The organism is Paenibacillus sp. CMM36, assembly GCF_053570945.1.
Genome location: NZ_JBSEDY010000011.1, coordinates 40975 through 61355 on the forward strand (window position 1 = coordinate 40975; position 20381 = coordinate 61355).

General features: G+C 47.2%; 9 protein-coding genes. All 9 read right to left on the minus strand.

All coding sequences use genetic code 11. The features are described from left to right. Positions 1 to 124: 124 nt before the first annotated feature. The 9 genes from ACWA2B_RS19855 to ACWA2B_RS19895 all read right to left on the minus strand — a co-directional run bounded on the left by ACWA2B_RS19855 (position 125) and on the right by ACWA2B_RS19895 (position 20137). Positions 125 to 466, minus strand: a complete 342-nt coding sequence (locus tag ACWA2B_RS19855; RefSeq protein ID WP_029517576.1) for an iron-sulfur cluster biosynthesis family protein — start codon at positions 464 to 466, stop codon at positions 125 to 127. A 255-nt stretch (positions 467 to 721) separates the two neighbouring features. After that, the gene (locus tag ACWA2B_RS19860; RefSeq protein ID WP_449292551.1) at positions 722 to 4774 is read right to left on the minus strand and encodes an S-layer homology domain-containing protein; all 4053 of its coding nucleotides are present in this window, start codon (positions 4772 to 4774) and stop codon (positions 722 to 724) included. After that, on the minus strand, positions 4771 to 7707 hold the full coding sequence (locus tag ACWA2B_RS19865) for an S-layer homology domain-containing protein (RefSeq protein WP_341071699.1): 2937 nt from the start codon (positions 7705 to 7707) through the stop codon (positions 4771 to 4773). The genes ACWA2B_RS19860 and ACWA2B_RS19865 overlap by 4 nt, the downstream gene beginning before the upstream one ends. Before the next feature lie 195 nt (positions 7708 to 7902). Then, the gene (locus tag ACWA2B_RS19870; RefSeq protein ID WP_341071698.1) at positions 7903 to 9429 is read right to left on the minus strand and encodes a glycoside hydrolase family 30 protein; all 1527 of its coding nucleotides are present in this window, start codon (positions 9427 to 9429) and stop codon (positions 7903 to 7905) included. A gap of 177 nt (positions 9430 to 9606) precedes the next feature. After that, positions 9607 to 12336: a glycoside hydrolase family 3 C-terminal domain-containing protein gene (locus tag ACWA2B_RS19875; protein ID WP_449292552.1), complete on the minus strand. Its 2730-nt coding sequence runs from the start codon at positions 12334 to 12336 to the stop codon at positions 9607 to 9609. Between the two features lie 489 nt (positions 12337 to 12825). Next, positions 12826 to 13809 carry a Gfo/Idh/MocA family protein gene (locus ACWA2B_RS19880; RefSeq protein WP_029517581.1) on the minus strand — a complete coding sequence of 328 codons (984 nt, stop codon included), beginning with the start codon at positions 13807 to 13809 and terminating at the stop codon, positions 12826 to 12828. Positions 13810 to 14009: 200 nt separating this feature from the next. Continuing rightward, on the minus strand, positions 14010 to 14504 hold the full coding sequence (locus tag ACWA2B_RS19885) for a GNAT family N-acetyltransferase (protein WP_449292553.1): 495 nt from the start codon (positions 14502 to 14504) through the stop codon (positions 14010 to 14012). 230 nt (positions 14505 to 14734) lie between these two features. Next, entirely contained in the window at positions 14735 to 19702 is a 4968-nt protein-coding gene (locus ACWA2B_RS19890; RefSeq protein ID WP_449292554.1) for a DUF5724 domain-containing protein, read from the minus strand. A gap of 15 nt (positions 19703 to 19717) precedes the next feature. Further along, on the minus strand, positions 19718 to 20137 hold the full coding sequence (locus ACWA2B_RS19895; RefSeq protein ID WP_165150009.1) for a hypothetical protein: 420 nt from the start codon (positions 20135 to 20137) through the stop codon (positions 19718 to 19720). Positions 20138 to 20381: the final 244 nt, after the last annotated feature.

Consider the following 20381-nt stretch of genomic DNA (forward strand, 5'->3'; position numbering starts at 1 on the left):
TGGAATATAACACAAAAAAAACGAACCTCTGCCATATAGGCTAAACAAGGTTCGTCTTTTGGAAACTTGGTGTAAATCAGAATTGCTTTTTTGGTGCTTAATGAATTCCTATTACCTCCGCACATCACTCCTCGGACGAGTTCGCGCGCCGATCTTGAATTCTAACATTGCTACTAAATATACCGGCATCACTACTTAGCTTGAACGACGGGTAACTAGGGTCTGCCTCAAGCCGCATTCTGCTATCGAACTGCTGCTCCTGCTGCTGATCTACCCAAAAAGAATAAGGCTCAGACTGTACTGCTTTATCAGTTGCATTGGGCGCGGTGACAACCAAAATGACGAGTACGCCATTGCATCCACAATCCTCGGTGTCATAAAACAGCTTGAACATTCCCGGTCGTCCTGAAAGGGCCATTTCTAGCCTTTCAACGGATAAGGAATCCAATTCCAAATGTATGCTCATGAGATGAATCCTCTCCTTTGTGAGTAAAGTGTGTGGAACCGTCAGCCCCAAAAAGACTAAATTTAAACTATATGTACATTATAGTCATGTTTTTGTATATGTCTATGTGACTGCACTCACTGCTATAAATGATCTCTTTTATCATTACCTCTTTGTACATAAAAAGGTGTAACCCTCCATAGTTGATGGGTTACACCTTTTTAAGAATTCATGACCTGTCTTCAAAAAACAGGCGATCGCAGACAAACATACCGTTTATGGTGTATGAATGCCGACAAATTGAAAGGTCCCTTTCGGGAACGCATTCCACTCATCTGGCTGATTATAGGCAGACGATCCATAGGATATTCCTGACTTGCGGACGAACGTTCCTCCTTGTGGAGTAAACTGTTCATGTGAATTTGGATTTCCTAATACATCCACCACTTGTCCTTGGTATTTTAAAACGTATGCAACAGTGTTAAATTCGTTCGGGTTGTAGAAATCGCCCTCATCATTGAAATACCAAGCATTCGTAATATCCATGAAATCATAGAAAATAGTGTCGATGATTATATAGGGCATGGCAGGATAAACCGGATTAATCGGTAGAGTGGTAACTTTCATTTGGTTTGTTTTCTTCATCCATTGATGAAACTCCAGTGAGTAACCGTCTGCCCGATGGGAAGGATCTCCATTCCCGTTATAATACAATTGCAAAACAATTCTTCCATCCCCGCCATCCACATATTGCGAGAAATATACAGCAGGCGCTTGCTGTGGTTCCTGTTGGACCTGAAATACGACAGCTCTTCCATCCGCTCCTACCACCCATACCAGTAAAGGTTCGGGGGAAAGGGGAATGGAGGTGCCCATGAGTTCTACAGGACCGATGAATGTCGATGATGGCGTTCCTCTATATACCAGGAATTTAGATTGTCCTGGGAAATAACTGGACAGATCCACGGTTCTGTGCGGCAAGCCGTATTTAACCCCTATCGGAGTGATCCCGCCGGAAACCAGTTCGGCATTGCGTGTATTCAACGTGTATTGCACAGAACCTCCCCGACCATCCGTGGCTGTAATGGTAACAGCGGCAAGACCGCTACCTGTTCCAGAAGCCACCGTTAAGATACTGCCATTAATTGATGCACTCACCAATGTCGGATCACTGGAGCTGACCGTAAACTGAAGCACATCTCCATCCTCATCGCTGAACAGCTGTTGCAAATCATAATCTCTTTGCTGTGTAACTCCGGGAGTCAATACCTGCTCGTTTATAGCCGCTACGACTTGAGGAGCTTGATTTAGCTGAGGCATGCTGACGGTAACCGGGAACGTCGCTCCCTCTGCACGTCCGTACTGATCATACACACTGAGTGTTACACTCGTGGTCCCTACACTTACTGGGTTTAACTGTAGTTTCTGACCATTCATATGGGCCGTAGCAATTCCTGGATCATACGTGTCTGCTGTCACTGACAGGGATGCTAGATCCCAGTTCAATAAGAACGGTGAGAGATCCAGTTCTGATGCAGCATCTCCCAATTGAAGCAACTGCTCAGGGATCGCTGTAATAACCGCATTTTCCAATAGATGAACCTGTAGGTCTGCGCTAATCTCTCCGCCTCTATCGTCTTTAGCCGTGATGGTAATCACGGTATTGCCGCTAGTCAACCCATGAATAACAAGCTGATCATTTTGAACTGTAGCATCTGCCACGGCTGGATCAGACGCACTGATCTCATAACGAATCGGGTCATGGTCCGGGTCAGCAAAGATGGTGGACAGATCCACAGTTCCGTCAGCCTTGCCTAAAATCAGATGTACAGCGTCTGGTGCACGGGTTACTACCGGGCTACTGTTAGGTATGGGCAAAACCGTTACAATCAAGGTAACTGTATCTGTTCCACCCTTGCTGTCATCTGCCGTCAAGGTAATACTTACACTCCCCGCTTGCAGCGACTGCAAAGAAAGCTGAGCTCTCATTATGGTAGTCTGCACGATGGAAGCATCCGAACTGATCGCTGTGAACACCAGTGGGTCGCCATCTGCATCCGTAAATATTGTTGAAAGATCCAGTGTCATATCCGGCTGGCCCAATGTGACGGTTAACGGCTGAGGGGCTTGTCCATGTGGAGCATGGTTAGGAGCGCCCTGAACCGTTAGCTTGAAATCAATCTGCTTTTGGCCTGTGCTGCCATCCTCTCCTTGCTGTCCGTCATTGGCAGTGACATGAACGCTCGTACTGCCCGCTCGAAGCGGACTCAGACGCAATTCATCCTCCGCAAGCACCACCGACGCTACAGCAGGATCATCAACTGTAACCTGATACGTTAAGCTTGCATTTTCCGGGTCCTGAACATAATCATTCAAATGCAGTACCGAGTCCGATTGTCCCACAGTAAGCGCCTGATCTGGTATACCTGCAGATACTGGCTGGCCATTCACGGTGATTTTGAAGGTAGACGACACCCTTTTTCCCCGTCCATCATTAGCCGATACACTGATGGATGCTTTTCCGACACTGACTGGCGTAAGCTTTAATGTATTGCCCGATACGGACGCCCGTACGATGCCGGATTGAAGAGAAGCTGCCGAAAAGGTTAAGGTATCCCCATCAGGATCGGTAAAGAATTGGCGTAAATCGTACAACTGTTCACCAGCGCCTTCTGTGACTACACGCTCTACTGAAGCATTCACGACTTCCGGTGAACGGTTAGCGCTGCTGGATGAACCAGATGAGCTTCCAGAAGATGAGGACGTACCTGTTACACTTGCCGCAGCTAGACCCGTAACAGCGTTGGAAGCTACTCCGGTACCCAGTGTGACCGCAGAAACCTGTACATTTCCACTCACATTTACCTTAGCTGCCGGGTTGCTGACTTGAATATTTTCAATACTGCCTGTCGTTTTCAATTCCAAGGCACCCGTCCCTGTGACAGTCAGCTGTTGGATTGTACTATTACCTGTCATCTCGACGGACTGGCTGCCATTTACCTGAACGGTCTGAACCGTTCCCTGAAGATTGACTTTGTTCGCCCCTTCATTAACATTCAGCTGCGGCAAGGAAGCATTCGCGCTAACCTCAATGCTTGCGCTGGATTGGACGTTCATGATCGTCGCGCTTGCGGTACCACTAAGTACAACGTGAACTTCTGGCTTTGTGACATCCATTTGCGTCAACGTTGAGCTATCAAATACAACTGTATTGTTATCTCCGCCATTAATATGGGTCTGTCCCTGCACCTGTACATCCTGTGCATAAAAATCCTGCTGTACCCGGGCATCCACCGTTAACTGCTGTTCCACATTCAAGTGCAGTACGGATGTAAAATCACCAGCGATCACCAAATCTCCGTTTAGCGTGGAGCCGTGTCCGTTCAGCACAATGTTTCCACTGAACTCTGCTTCGCCGTCACGAGCCGAAGTCCCGCTGCTGCGAAGCTCCAACCAAGTCACCTTGTCCACTGTTCGGTCTGTGGCATGGAAACGAATGCCCGCGTTGCGCAGCGCGGTCTGATTATCCGCGTGAAAAATGCCGCGCAGCGGCTCTGCCACGTCATACGCGATGCCATTGATCCGTATCTGCTTGCCGTCCATTTCCTCGAGCTGCGAAGCACGCTCCTGTGGAAACAAAGCAGATACGAGTAGGCTGGCCGCATCTACGCGGCTTACCGAGTCTTTGGCGTGTAGATTTCCGCCAAATTCACTCATCAGCCCGTTATTCAGCGCCGCCCGAATCATCGGGGCCGCCCACGGGCTGGCGTCCTTCCACGCCGTCGGCAGCGTCTGTGCCGACGGCGAGTCGGTTGTGCTAGCGGGCGTGCCCGCAGACGTCCCCGTCCCAGCGGACCTGACCAACAGCGCGACCAGTTCCTGGGCGCTGATCAGGTCATTCGGACGGAAGCGTCCGTTGGCGTCGCCCTGCATCAGCCCGGCCTTACGGGCTGCCTCTATAGCCGGGCGCCCCCAACTATCGGCGGGCACGTCCGTGAAGGAGGCAGCGCCGTCCAGGTTGCCCGTCGGAAGCTGCAACGCTTTGACCAGCAGTGCGGCTAGCTCCTGACGTGTGAGCTTCTGCCCAGGTCGGAGCGTTCCGGCGGGGTCGCCTTGGATAATCCCGAGTTCACGGGCTTTTTGCAGTTGTTCCAATTGCTGTGTTGTAAGCTGCTGTACGTCCGTCCAGGTGGCAGTATTGTTCCCTGTCGGCCCATTGGCTACGGAAGCCGCATCTATCACGGTAGCTTGCTCTGCTCCGGCAGGAAGCGAGGGGCTCAGCAGCAGCAATGCAGCTGCCAGCTGAGCGGTTAACTTCTTATTTTTCATGGTGTCATTCTCTCCCTACCGATAAAGTCACCTAAATTAACAGGGGAGTTCGTCCCCTCAACATTCCATTCGCCAGCTTGATATGGATCTGTATTACCAATGACCGTACCACTGTTCCGTCCCAAGGCCTGCCCTTGACCAATAACTGCCATATCAATGAGCACGTTGTTGTAGTACAGCTTAAGCGTAACGGGTTCCGAATTGTTATGTTGTAACTGCAGGAAGGTATAATACCAATCTTCCGATCCGAACGAACTCAAATCATTCGCAATTACAAAGGTTTGCCCAGGCATAATGACATCTCCGTCATTGGCATTTATGATAATCGGGTCTGGTTGGTCGGATCGCTCAATCCAGATTTTATTTTTCTCCAACGGTCTGTTGGTCGGATTGTACAATTCAATCGCCTGGTCCAGATAATCCGGTTCGCCTTGCCACACGACTTCGGAAATGAACAAATCTCTTTTCTCCACAATCACTGGAATCGTAAAAGATGTCGTTTCACCACGATTATCATTTGCTGTCATCGTAAGGAACGTCACACCATTACGCAACGGTTGTATGAAAAGTGTATTCCCTTCTACCTGCCCCCCTGCCACCAATGGATCAGAAGACACCACAGTATAGGTCAACGTGTCGCCATCCTCATCAGAGAACATATCATTCAGCTTCAGTATTTGCTGACCATCTCCCGGGTCCAAATATTGAGGTTCAGGCACACGGGTCACTACCGGACGATGATTTACGGGTTGAGGAGCTTCAACTTGGAGCATAAATGAAGTGAAAGAAACGCCCCCACGGCCATCATTCGCCGAAATCTCAATCATCGTAATACCAGCGTTATGCAGTGCTACAAATGAATCTTCTCCATTCTCCACCACACTGCCTACTTGGGGATTGGAGGAAGTGAGGGTATACGTCAAGGTGTCACCATCCTGGTCCATAAATAACGAACCTGGATACAGCATCAGCTTGTCCTGTAACACATTAGTAACTACGATAGGTAAATGAGGCAAAGCCACAGGTATGTGATTCTCAGGCTGCGGATCAGGCAAAGGCGCATTCACCATAGCAGCAAACTGAAGCGAGGCTGTGCCTCCCTTGCCGTCATGGGCTGTTATCGTCATTAGACTAGTGCCGGCTTGAAGCGGCGTAAGTATAAGCTGATCGCCTGTAACTTCTCCTGTGGCCACTTCTGGCGAAGCCGATTCCACCGTGTAGGTCAGTGCATCGCCATCCTCGTCATTAAACAAGTCAGACAGACTAATCTGCTTGCCACCTTCATTTAAGAGCAAAGGAATGTCATTTAGGCTGTTGCTCGCGACAGGACTGTGATTAATGTCCTCCTCATAAGTAGAGCTGGTCACTGTATAGTTGAAAAACACGCTCGCTTTGCCGCCTTTTCCATCCTCTGCCGTAACAAATACCTGTGTGCTTCCTACTGATTTAGGTTTTAAAGTAAGCTGTTTATTTGCCACTTCTGCTTCTGCTACATATACATCCGAAGTGACCGCATGATACGACAACTCATCCTGATCGGCATCGTAAAACACATTTTTCAAATCCACTAGCGTATCTCCGGAACCCATAATGGCATATTGATCGGAAGGAACTATAGCTGAGACAGGTACATGATTAGGTGTTGGTATTGGTGTTGGCGTTGGATTCGTTGTAGAACTGCCACCGCCACCACCGGATGAACTTTTTTTAGTGCTTGTTGAGGATGTATCCGAAGATGCATCCAACGTGGTATCACGTATAATTTGAGTCTCTGTTCCCCGCTCCGCAAGACGGGTCTGTACAGTCTGTATCCCATTGGCGAGACGTACCTGTGTATCGGCAAAATTCAGTTTAAGCTGCTGCCATACACCACTTCCCTGGATCTGAATAGGCTCATGCGTATCTACGATCATTTCGTTTACGTCTGCATGAATCTCTACATTTTTGGCGCCCTGCATCAAGGTTACCTGAGGTAACGTAGCTCCTTGAATTCGCACAAAATCCGCTGCAATAGCTAACTTGCCTTTAAATTCTGACCCTTTGCTATACAAAGTCACCGGATGTTGGGCTGTACCACTTTGCACAATTTGAAGCGCCGACAGATCAGCTACGTTTCGGTTCGATGCCTGATAGGTCAGGGTAGCCCCTTGAAGCGCCGGCACATTGTCCGCTCCGAACAGTTGCTTCAATTGCTGGCCGATCAAATAGGGCTTTCCATCCATATAAGCGATATCCCCGTCGATACGAGAAAGGATTCCCGTCCGTTCACCCGATTGGAACACATTCACCAGAAAGGCTGCGATATCTTGACGTTTTACCTGTACTTTAGAGTCAAACCGATTATCCGGCGTATCCATTAACCCCAGTTTGAGAGCTGCTTCTACGTTGTTTTTGGCCCATGAACTCACCTGATCCCCATCAGAAAAGTCTTGAACATCTCCGCCTTGAACATGGGTTCCTCCAATCGCTCTCACCAGAATTGCTGCCAATTCCTCACGGCTCACCGCAGCATTCGGGCGGAAAGCACCTGATTCATCTCCGGTCATTAGACCTGCCGCACGTACAGCTTCTATATAAGAAGCGGCCCAACTCCCCTGCGTATCCTTAAAAGTTACTGCTTGCTCCGTAGCGTCAAGCTTAAGTGCATTAGCCAGCAAAGCTGCCATTTCCTTGCGCGTTAACGGTTGATCTGGACGGAAGGAACCATCTGGATAACCCGTGATTAGTCCTTGCTTCACAGCCTCCTGCACCGCCTGTAATGCCTGGGATGACATAGTGGATTGATCTGTAAAAGAGACTGTACTGGCTTTAGTCACAATCGCAGACGTCTCCCCTTTCGTTTCCGCATGAACAAGCTGGGGCCCCCATGCCATACCTGCCAGCAACGTCACCATCAGCACTTTTTGCCATTCTTTATTTGTTTCTTGATTCATCAGACTCTCCCCCGTAAACGGTTCATTCTTGTTATTAGTGAAAAGATCTTATCATCCGCCTCTGAACCAATTCTGAACAATATTAAAATTTTATTTTTTTCGCAGTCTGGATTTTGTAGCAAATGAAAAAAGAGCGCTCAGCCAGATGGGCTAAGCGCTCTAAAACTTCTATAAAACGTTGATGTACAGGCCGTGTCAGAAAGCCGTAGGATTCCATTGAAAGGTAGCCGCGGACTTGGATGGAAGGGTAGATTTGAAAACCTTATTTCCCTGCCGAACCTTAAATGTCTTTGTGCTCTCTCCTGTATTGGCGGCAATCAGGACAAGCGTACCGTCCGGATTGCAGTAGGCGACCGTTTCGATACTTCCACTATAATGTGTAGAATCAATACGTACCGCACCTGGACGGACAAATTTGCTGGCGTGCCCAATCGCATAGTACTCCACATTTTTCGTAACTGCACCGCTTAACGGGTCGATGGTCACTACACCTCTACAGTTGGTGCACCCCCCATTGGTCGGCCCCCCGGACGGGTCAAGTGCGATATTCCAAAAGAGGACATTTTGCGACCAGTTTCGGGGTGCACCAATGATCAGCTTGGACATATCCCAGCTCAAATCATCTCCAAAGCCCGGACTCCACGCTCCCCCACTACATTCTGTCATATATACAGGCTTATCTGGAAAAGCATGATGCACATCTTTCATCGCCGTAGGTTCTCCTTTGTAGCAATGAAAGGCTGTTCCATGCGTATAGTTTCGAGCTTGTTCATCTCCTAACACGGTCTTGGCATATTCACTCCCTGTATCCCAGTTATGGTCAAAGGCAATAATCTGAGTAGATAAATGGTTTCGATTTAGGGTTGGGCCCAGATATTGTTTAATAAAATTCGCCTGTTCTGCTGCCCCCATACTCATGCTGGGATACTTGGACGTCGTGAATTCTGGCTCATTTTGAATGGAAATCGCCTGAATCGGAATCCCTTCGTTCGCATAAGCCTGTAGGTAACGAACAAAATAGTTAGCATAAGCCTGGTAGACGCGCGGATCGGTATAGTCCAAATACCAGCCGTTATAAATCTGCTCCCCATATTTCATCCAGGGTGGAGCTGTCCACGGGGTCCCCATAATCTTTAAATCCTGGTTTCTTCTCAAGATTTGCTTCAGCACGTCGATTACATCCCGATCCTTAGCGATGGAGAAATGATTCAGCTCATAGTCCTTGCCTGTTTCCACATCGTCATAGGTATAGCTGCCAGGCTGTCCCTGTTCATCTACGGAATAATCTGAGGCTCCAATGGTATGGCGAATATAACTGAGTTGAATGCCACCGGCTGTAAACAAATCATTTAGCAGCTGATCGCGCTGATTGGCAGACATGCCATGATTCATCAGGTAAGCGGACGAACCGGACACCGCTGCGCCAAACCCTTCCATCGTCTGGTAACGAATATCTGGCTTAATCTCAATCGTCAGTGTATCCGCATTCGCAGCCTTTTCTTTACTGCTATCCTTATCATTCTTATCCCAACGGATCGGGGCTTGTTGGGTTAGACGATTCGCCGGATCGGGTGTTGTTAGCCACATGTTGACGTTATTTTCTGCTTTCGGCCCCGGAACATTCCGTATAGCCATACTGGCCAGGACTGCACAGATCAAAATGGCTACTACAGCTATAAGCAACCAGATGTCAGTACGTCGTTGCTTTTGGAGTTTCTTCATCTAATATCCTCCTCTCCCCATCACTAGCCTGTCCCCACTCTCTCTACTATTTCAGCTTTCACTTGGGTTTCCCTTTGCATACCTGTTGGACGTTTACATACCGATAGCAAAAAGAGAGCCGGTGCTTGTGCCCGCGCTCTCTTGAATATAACCATTTTAAAACAAATGTAACGGGATTTACTTTTTTGCCTTTGCTGTAGAGGTAGCCGGAATCGTAACACTTCCTGTCAGTCGTAAATCCTGTGAGGAGCTGCCCACATAAATGGGCACTTCACCCGCCGGCATAACCCATGCTTTGGACTTTTCATCCCAATAAGAGAAAGCTTTCGGGTCGAGCTCAATGCGAACCTTCTTCTCTTGACCCGGCTTTAATTCTACCTTGGACCAGCCTGCCAGTTGACGGGATGGAGTCTCTACGTTTGTCGGAAGCTTACCGCTGTACACTTGTACAACCTCAGCTCCGGCTGTTTTGCCAGTGTTCTTCAATTTGAACGAAACTTCGACGGAACTCATACGATCGGATTTTTTTCCACTCGCATGCTGTTTGGTTTTCAGATCGCTATATCCGAATGTTGTATAGGATAAACCGTGTCCAAAGGAGAACGCCGGTTGAATACCCGATTTCTCATACCCACGATAGCCTACAAAAATACCATCTGAATAGTCACCTATACCGTTCACACCCGGAAACTTCTCTGGTGAGGATACAGGTGTAGACTGCTCGTTAACTGGGAAGGTTACCGGCAACTTACCCGAAGGATTTACATCTCCAAATAAGACGCGCGCTATAGCATTCCCTTGCTCTTGTCCAGCAAACCATGCTTGTACGATGGAAGGGACTTTGTCCTGCCATGTATCCATTTGCACGGCTCTGCCGCTCATTTGTACGACAATGGTTTTCGGATTTACAGCCGCAACCGCACGGATCAGCCGATCCTGATTATTCGGGAGCTCCATATCGGAACGCTCAACATATCCCTCACTCTCATACGTGCGCGTAACAACAATCGCAACATCCGATTTTTTCGCCAATTTCACAGCGTTGTCAATCAGCTTATCTGACGTATCTGCCGGAGGTTCCCAGCCCAGACGAACCATACCACCGGAATCCCGACCATTGGTCGGATAATCAGCGCGGTATTCAATACGTATCTTGTGCTTTTCACCCGCTTTAAGGGAGATATTTTTCTTCGTAGTGCCCAGCTTTTCACCTTGATTATCCACGAAAAGCTTATCGTCGAGATACAGCTTGCTTGATCCCAAACTGGTTAATGACAATGCATAGTCACCATCCTTGGGAGCTGCAATTGCCCCTGTCCAGCGTGCAGATATCAAGCCGTTCAGTGTCGTTGGTGTATTTGGAACTTTAGGGGACTTCGCATTGAAGCCCTGATAATTATAAAATCCAAGGTTCATATTGACTTGGTCATCATTGCGTACAAGAATCGGATTGCCTTCCATCTTGTTATTCTTCCAGTATTCGCCTCGAAGTCCCTGTTCGCCATCTCCATAAGTCGCATATCCAACACTGATATCCTCTTTCTCATCAGATGTAGTCAACAGTGAAGACGGAACAGCAGATGGCCCTGGCATAATGTCTCCTGCAGAGATCGGGTCTGTGCCCGGTGCATATTGGACGGTAACTCCTTTGCCGACACGATTGCGGATGCCCTCTAACGGACTCACGGTATACGTCGGATTCACCAGCGAACTGCCTCCGCCTGCCACAGTGCCGTTATCTGCATCGGGGCCAATCACAGCAATAGACTTGAGTTTATCTTTAGACAATGGCAATGCATTGTTTTTATTTTGAAGCAGTACCATACTTTCCTCAGCCAATTGACGGGCTGTCTTGCCATGGTCATGGACATCAATTTGGTTATTTTGAGCCGGGTGATCAAATAAACCTTTGCTGAACATTTGCACCAGAATGCGCCCAGCCTTATCATCAATCGTTTTTTCACTTACCTTACCATTCTTGACAGCAGCCAGCAGCTGATCTCCCCATTTTCCATAAGGAGTCCCCGGTGTTTCCAGATCCAAGCCACTATTTGCCGATTCGACTGTACTCAGGTTCGCGCCGTAATCACTCATCACGAAGCCCTTGAATTGCATTTCCTTTTTCAAGAGATCTGTCATGATGGTCTTGTTCTCACATGCCGATTCGCCATTGACCTTGTTAAAGGAGCACATAGCTCCGCCCAAGTCTGCCTTGGCAATAGCCTCCTGAAACGGACGTATGTAAATTTCATGCAGCGCACGGTCACTGACTTTGACATTTGTTGTGAAACGCTCTGTCTCCTGATTATTCATAAGGTAATGTTTGGCAGTCGCCAGAACAGGATGACTTTGTATACCTTTGACATAAGCGGTCGCCATTTGAGATTGCAGCAGCGGGTCCTCGCCCATAGATTCAAAGTTTCGCGATCCCCATGGAATTCGGGCAATATCCATCCCGGGTCCAAGCACCACATTATGAGTTGTATTAAAAGCCTCGTCTCCGAGCAAATCCCCATACTGTTTGGCAGCTTGGATATCCCACGTTGCAGCCAGCGCAATTGGAGCAGGCAACGCAGTCGATTGCTTGTCCTGCACATCCGGATTAGCGATACGTACACCTGCAGGTCCATCTGCCATCGTCAGCGCCGGAATGCCCAACCGCTCCATCGAATTATTATAGAATCCATAGTAATTGTTGACCTTGCCAGTCACCAAATCTATTTTTTCTTCCAGCGTCATTTCCTGTAACAGCAACGCTGTCCGTTTCTCAGCCGACAGGGCAGTGTTCATCCAAGGTCGATCTGTCCGACTTCCTGCTGCTCCTGCAATATTCATAGGTCCGATCACGACAGCCGCGATCACTGTCATCATCACCATACGGAACAACCATGTTGATTTCACTTTCACGTTTGTAATTCCTCCTTGATGTTAGGTCATGAGGTGAATGCCTATTCAACGCTCACAGGCTTGCAAAGGCTCTCGATCCTGCGAGCTCCGACAAGAATCCAGAGCCACGGGATAAGCAAGCAAGTCAGCAAAAGCCGCAATGGCTCAAGTGACACGTTAACCACCCTACCGCACATTTTCGGAAATTTCATTGAAAGTTTTTGGAAATTCAATACTAGGACCTTCATTCTTTTTCATAAAAAGAGAGCGTTCACAATTCAGTTAACCGATGAATAAATTACACTTTTGTAACTTTTTAATGACGGTTTTTTAACTAATTTAAATCACAAAAAATGATTCATATGTCCCACTCTTGACTTACTCATATGGCGTTACCTAGCATGCGACCAAAGTCGCTATTTGGGAATTGGAAAGACTTATGTATACAAAAATAACGCTCACAAACAAAAAAATTCCAGAGAACCTGAAAGGTCCCTGGAATGAATATGATTATTCAAACGGATACCGAAGTCCCCACTGTGAACGAATCTGATCCATCAGTTTCATAATTCCTAATGATTCATCTAAAGAAATAGTAGAACTTTCGAGCAAACCTTCGTTCAAGCAACGCCCGACTTCTTCTGCTTCAAAGGCATAGCCTGTAGAGGATCGGTCATCCTGAAAGTGTTGTGCCTCTTCACCGTCCACAACTAAAGTAGCCGATGTGCTGTTTAGGAATGACGGAATGTGAATATAGCCCTTGGTTCCATGGATGTATGCCTCATTCGTCAATCCGAGACGGACTGCCCCGTTAAGCATAGCCGTGCGTCCTTGCCCATAATCCAGCAAGATCGAAAATGTCTCGTCAACGCCTGTCTCCCCGATATGAGCAGTGCTCCATACATGCTCAGGTTCAGGACCGAAGACCATTGAAGCAAAAGAAACCGGATAAATTCCTGCATCTAACAGAGCACCTCCGCCCAGCTCAAGGTTCAAAAGCCGGCCCTCCGGGTTCCAATCTACCCGAAAACCAAATTCTGCCTTAACCAGCTTTACCTCGCCAATGTGTCCCGCATGTATCCACTCCTGCACTTGGCGAATCGGAGGCAAAAAACGTGTCCACATTGCTTCCATCAGGAATAGCTTACGCTCACGTGCAAAGCCGATTAGTTCCTCCAATTCTTTACTATTGACGGTGAAGGGTTTCTCACACAAGACCGCTTTGCCCGCCCGAAGAGCCGTCAGAACATTTTCTTTATGAAAAGGATGAGGAGTCCCTACGTAAATAGCATCTACCTCGGGATCTTGTGCTAATTCCTCATAGCTCCCGTAAGCTCGTGATATTTGATGCTTAGCTGCAAATTCGGTAGCGCTTTCAATAGTACGTGATCCAACGGCATACCCTTCTCCATTCGTAACATGCGCCAAATCCGCCACAAATTGATCTGAGATCCAGCCTGTGCCGACAATTCCCCATTTAATCTTTTTGCTCATACTTGTGTCCCTCCCAGCAATTTGGTTAACGTTGACTTACAACATACCCTTTTATTCTAGCAAACGCCTGTCCTAAACAAAAGAAATTCCTGCTCAGCGATAGTTTATATTGCGGCTTGGCAGCAAGACGACACGGCGGCCACTAAGTCACACATTTTGAACTGGAATTTCCCTCAGCATTGTTTTGGTTCAGGATCATTTTATTGAATAATGTATCTGTAAAACTTTTTATCCACTTTCATGACTGGAAAACTAATCGGCAATTCTCCTGGATCTACACTAACAAATCCATTCTTCTCATAAAATCGATGAGCTGTTACGAATTGTGGTGTTGTTCCAAGATAGATTTCTTCAATAGACCTTTCCTTAGCCCATCCTATGGCATGATGCAATAATTGATTCGAAACATTGAATGTTTTACCTCTATAATTTTGTTTTACAAACATCTTTCTGAGTGCTGCCTTACGGTCCCCAATATCTAACAAAGCTACAGTCCCCACTACGGTTCCTTCACGAAGAGCCACCCAGAAGTTGCCGTTACCACGCTGATAAAAGTTTTCAATATCAAGCAAATCTGGCTGATCCTCTTTGGTTATGGCGATATTATATTCATCTTTTTGAATATGTAAAATTAAATCGACAACTTGTGATTGATACTCGGTTGAGTACTCTTTTAGAAAGATACTTTTAAACATCGTTATGTTCTCCTATGATCGTCAATTGTTATACTGTTAGATTTCCATCAAACCACAGAACCTAAAATATTACCCATATCTCCTTATTCGTGCTTGATAAACGCTCAATATTAAATAACTCAACCTCCGCAACTAAACTAAGTTTCCACCTACACAGTCGAGGATTTGAAACCATTGTCTAGATGCGAACGTTGAGTTCATTATAAATCTATATACATCAGAATTCTATTCTACGCTTGAAGCTGTGTAAGAATTTGCGGGTCCTTGATCTTCTGATCCTCGGCCAACAACACTATTTTAGATAAAATCTCGGCTGTTCTTGGGTCTTCGTCCAGAAACGGCAGGAAGATGCGTCCACGATGCTGCGAATGCACCGGAATAATATGCAGCGCTCCCTTCGCTTGCTTATAGACACCCCCGCTTCCCAAATGCACAGCATATTCGCCAAGAGTCCCATCTACACGTGCATAATCCCCATCCACGCGTACATTGCTAATTTTCAGCAGGCGAAGTGATTCCTGCACAATGACCCTACGCATTTCAATCGTCGTCAGACTGGCCTCTGGATCAACGCCGCCTACATGGGCAACACTGACGACCAGATCCACGTCCCGCATAACTTCGGAGAACAGAACAGGAGGAACTTCGTCCAACGGTACGCTCTTATACGTTGTCCGATCAAAGAACTGCACGGTCTCCAGCGTAGGAGCCTCGGTATCTGCTGGTGAGAACCAGTCCGCCATGGCATACAGGTTGGCAATCAGATTCTCAGCATAGTACACCTTCTGGAGTCCATCCTCATAGCTGACCGTCCATTGGCGACCTTTCAATAGGGATACCGTCTTATTCGGCTGTACCTGGTGTCCCGCATATCGACGGGAAACGGTCGCGTTGGCACGTTCATCAGCATTCAGCAGGTACAGCTCACGGAACACCTGCTTAAATGGCTGGCGTATCTGACGGTCGAATAAGTCCTTCTGGAAGTCGCTCCAACGACCACTTTCGAACAAGTGAAGGGGGTGAGCGATAATCAGCTTATCCTCTTCTCCTATAGAATGCTGTTCAGCAGAAGGATCAGTCAACACCAACGTATCCCCATTAAAATATCCGAGGTGCTCGCCAGCCTTGAAAACCAGTGTCCGCACCAACGGAGCAAGCACAGGATTACCCAGCAATCCTCTCAATTCCTTCACCATAAAGGTCGTGCCAGACTCCATAGAGCGCTCCAATTCCTTCCGAGCTCTGCGATACTGATCCACCAGATCTCCTTTAAGCTCCTTCAATGCCGTAATATACTCATCCTTCTTGAAACGAGCCGGAATGGATTTCAGCGTCTTGCCTTTGCTTACAATTTCAATATCTGCAGCTCCTTCATCATCAATGACGAGCTGCACCGTTGTAGCCTCGTCCAAAGCATGTGGCTCAAAATAAGACCGGAGATCATCCAGCTTGCGAGCCTCCATGTCCCAGACGAGACGGGTTACGTCATCATAACCTGCGTTACGCGCCAAATTCCCGAGCGCAATCCGCGAAACCAGTGCCTCACTGGCCTTACGCTGTGCCCCAAATTTTTTGCTTTGTTCCAGAAACCTTTGGATAAAATCATAACGTTCGCGTACATCTGGTTCAGGTGGCTGAGCAAGTGGAATCAAACTGTAGGTCAGCAAATGGTCTTTGTTTCGCTTGTCTTCCACTGATTTTTCCATTTCACTCCGTTTGAGCTTACCCAGCGTCGCATCCGCAAACAACTGGGATCGACGATGATTGGCTCCAGCCGAAATATACTTGGCACAATCGTACAGCAGATCAAAACGTTCCTCGCCCAACGTCTCATAAGCCTCATGAAACCAGTGAATATCGAAGGCACCATCATTAAAATCTTGCGGAGCAATCGGCGAGTAATGAGCTACAATCGTTTCCTTCTCGGCCGAAAAACCTTCATTGATATGCGCATGGAAATACCATGCCGCACTGCGAAGTCCTTCCCATCCGAGATAACCCGCTACAATCTCAATCCACTGCGGGGCATACATTGCCGCCTCCAGCAGACGTTTATCTGTAATTTTAGTGTCCTTTAACTTTTCCTTGAGCAACGTGGCATCCTCGCCATCATTCGGATAACATGCCTTGAGCAAGTGACTGAACGATTCCTTTTTGGTAATACGATCACCGTAACCGTACACATAACCACGCACGAATGTTTCCTTGTCGAGACCCTCCAGAATACGGATAAAATAATCCATGCCTTCAATCCGGTTCAAGCCCATAACCTTTGGCGTAGCCTCGGTAGGCAAATCGCCTCGAACCAATTCAACCTCTAACAGTCGATCAATAACCGTACGGCGTATCTCCAAAAATTCTGGGTTGCTAGAAATCCATGTATTGCGGACATTGGTTAAGGTACTCATATGTCTTCTGCTTTCACTACCGGCCAGCAGTTCCCGATATACTTCCCCTACACCGATCAACCCTTTTTCATAGGCTTTGAAATAATCCTCCAGATCCAGCGGAGAATAAAAACGATTTTCCGCTCCTGGCAGTTCTGCGTAGTTCACAAAAGTATGGAAAAAGCGCTTAAAGGACTCATTATCATGAACCTGCCCCTTCTCCAGCGCCACCCACGGGCCGGACAATAGATGGAGCATTCCCAAATCCTCTGCTGGTCTGTCCTTAGGCACGCACTGCATTAGTGAATTTAAAGCAAGGTCAATTACGTCAAATGTTTGGTCACCGGATGTGTCCATAAAATAAGCATTAACTAATGTGCTTACCTGATCGGAGTAGGTCAGCTCTGCCATCCATCTTTGAACCTCGTTAATCCGATCCACAGGATACATTTGCTCAGCGAAGTCTTTACGCCATCCTTCCAGCAGCATGTGCTTGCTTAGCTCTGAATAGTCCATTTTAAAAGAAAAGTATCGATAGTAGCGATCCAGCGTTCGGTCCATAGGCTCCAATCGGTCATAAAAAACAAGCTCCAGCAGTTCACGTGCTTCTATGCCGCTTTCCTGCAAATAACGGTCCCACTCCTCATAAAGAGGATATAAAGACAGCCTGGAATCTACTTCTTCATCGACCTGAACCAGCCGTAGAGGGCGAAGGTTCGTCCCAATAAGCGATGTATCTTTGTAGCCTGAATAATATTCCGCTGTATATTCCACATCACGATGATGATGAACAAGCTCATCCAGTCCAGTCAAAAACTGCTTGAGCTTCTCCAATGGACTAACAAAAACATCGGCCAATCTAAAATCATCCAGATCCACTTTCTCTTCCAACCAAGCTTCCTTGACATTCGGATCGTACAGGCCAAAACCGTTAGCCCCTGTATAAGCATCCTCCTGTCCCAGTTTGGACAGCAGTTGCTCCTCTTTGGCGGTAGGTTGCTGTATGATATCCGCCAAAGCCCGCAGGTTTTCATACTGTTCGGCACGATCCGGGTCTGCATATATCTTCGTCAATACCTCCAGTCCACCCAATCGTTGCAGCTCCGCCTTAGCACGCAGCAAGCGTTCCAATGAGCCAGCGAGCGGCTCTTCCGATTGTGAGAGCAACACACCAATGACACTTTGTCGCAATGAGCCCGTCTTGAGCTTTAGTAAGGCTTCCATTTGTTGCATTTCTGGTTCCGACAGCGTCAGCTTACGCGCCTTGGCCACAGCGAACTCACGGATACTCATACTTTTGTCCGACAAACTGGAAAAAATAAAATCACGCTGTACCGTATCCTCAGGATTTTGCACAAAATGGTTCAACAGTTCGCCACGCAGATTAGGGCTAATCTGTTCCTTTAAGGCTATGATTTCCCCAATCCAAGAAGCGTCCATATCATAGCCAGCGAGATATAGCATTTTTTGAATAGGTGCATCTGAGCGGTGATATAGATTTACAAAATCTAGCACCTTGGAGGGCTCGGTGGACTCACCCTTTTTTATATGTACAAACAGGTTATGAAGTCGTTCAAAATCCTTACGCCGCTCCTCTTTGCTCTCCAGCAAAGGAGTGCGCACCACTTTAACGATCCGATCCGCGACTGTCCCGCCTTCTATCCATTCATAAAAATAATTGCTTGTATAGTTCGTCAGAATCCAATATTGAAGCTCCGGATCTGTTTCATCCAGATATTCTCTCGCAATTCCGAGGCGCACATCCTTGTTGTCACTGTTAGACAGTACATACAGTGCTACGATCTTCTGGTAAGTTGCTCCCTGCTCCATGAGTTTCCGAACCTGTCCATACAGATCACGTTCCTCATGTACTGCGGTAGCCCACAAACTCATATACACTTCATTAGCATTTGAGCTGGTCAGCCATTCCTGGCGCAGTTCACTACGAGTCAATGCTTCATATGCCTGCTCGATCAGTTGGCGAACGACCCGTTGATTGGCGGATTCCAAGCCCATTCCCGTCCATACTGCAAGCGCCCGCACTACCGAGCTGTAACGAATGAAGCCTTGGTCGATGATCAACTTTAACAGATATATTAGAGCCTCCGGGGTTCCTTCATCCATTTGTTCCACAATACTTTGGCGCAATCCCTCTTGGAGTTTGGCAGCTGCCAGGAGCTCTCCGATCATGCGATAATTCTCCTCCTGATGACTCAGGAGCATGCCTTTAATCATATTGCGTGTAAGTAACGCCGCCTGATTATCCCCATAAATAATAGCTTTTAGCGCCTCAAGCACCTGTGAATTGCCGTTGTCTAGCTCGTAAGCAATCCAATCACCAATCGTTTCCTGAATCCGGTAATCCCTACCTGATTCATAATCTTTTTTCGTTAAATAATCCATTATAGAGAATCCGATACAGTCCATTCGGATCAACTGCACCATTCTTTTATAAACTCGGGAAGTATGGGCCGTAATATCTGAAGTGCGGAACGGTTTTCGCGCATACCCGGTGCTGTATGGATATTCAGTCACATGCTCTGTTAGATGTGCGAATACATCGCCCGCTGTTTGTCCAATTAGAGCACGTAATACCTCTGTTAGTGGCTTAAACAGCGGTTCTCCGCTTTCTGTCGCCCGTTCTTTTAATATTCGCTGACATTCGTTAAATGGCTCCTCGTTCTCCTGTATGTAATGAAGCTTACTCAGTTCCACAACATACTGAGCCAACTCCTGTTGTTGTCCCTCCAGTTGCGCCGCGCGCTCCTTCAGTGTGGTGAAATATTCTTGCTCATTGTTCTCTCGATGCATATTTCATTTCCCCCTCTACCATAGGCCTCCAGCCAGCATTGTGAAGCGTATAAATACAATTTCATTCCCATCCTTAAGTGCCAAAGGAGCATCCAGTTCAATAGTTTCCTCGTCACACACAAAAACTCTGTATAAACCATCTTCAAAAGCCTGCATCGCTGTGTTCACAGCATCCTTAATATCCGGGACACCATCATTATATACGGAACCGAATCCTACTTTGCCTATCTCGCCTTGTGCCTCAACTTCCTCTCCCGTGAGGAATGGAATCAGCGCGACACTCTCCTGCTTATCCCGCAGCTTTTGAACATTCAAAGCAACGGTTGCAGTAATCAAATCTCGCAATGTTTTTGGAGCAGGACTCAGTTCTATTTCCTGTCGTGCGAGTGCGGGCTTGCGTTTTCCCAGACTTTTTACAGTTACAAGCAGCTTCATGTCGTTCCCCTTCCTTTTTATTCACGCTTTTGACCCGTTGTCAGCTGAATTTTTTGACCCATTTAAAACACCGTTAACGAAATCGAAAACGAATGTTTGTTCGTATATTTATTTTAATAGGTTCCTTATCATTACTCCATCACCCTTTATGACCAAAATTCATAATGCTGTAATACACTAAAATCTTAAAAAATAAGACTTTGTACCCTGATTTCGATGAATTTTATCCATATTAAGGATGAAA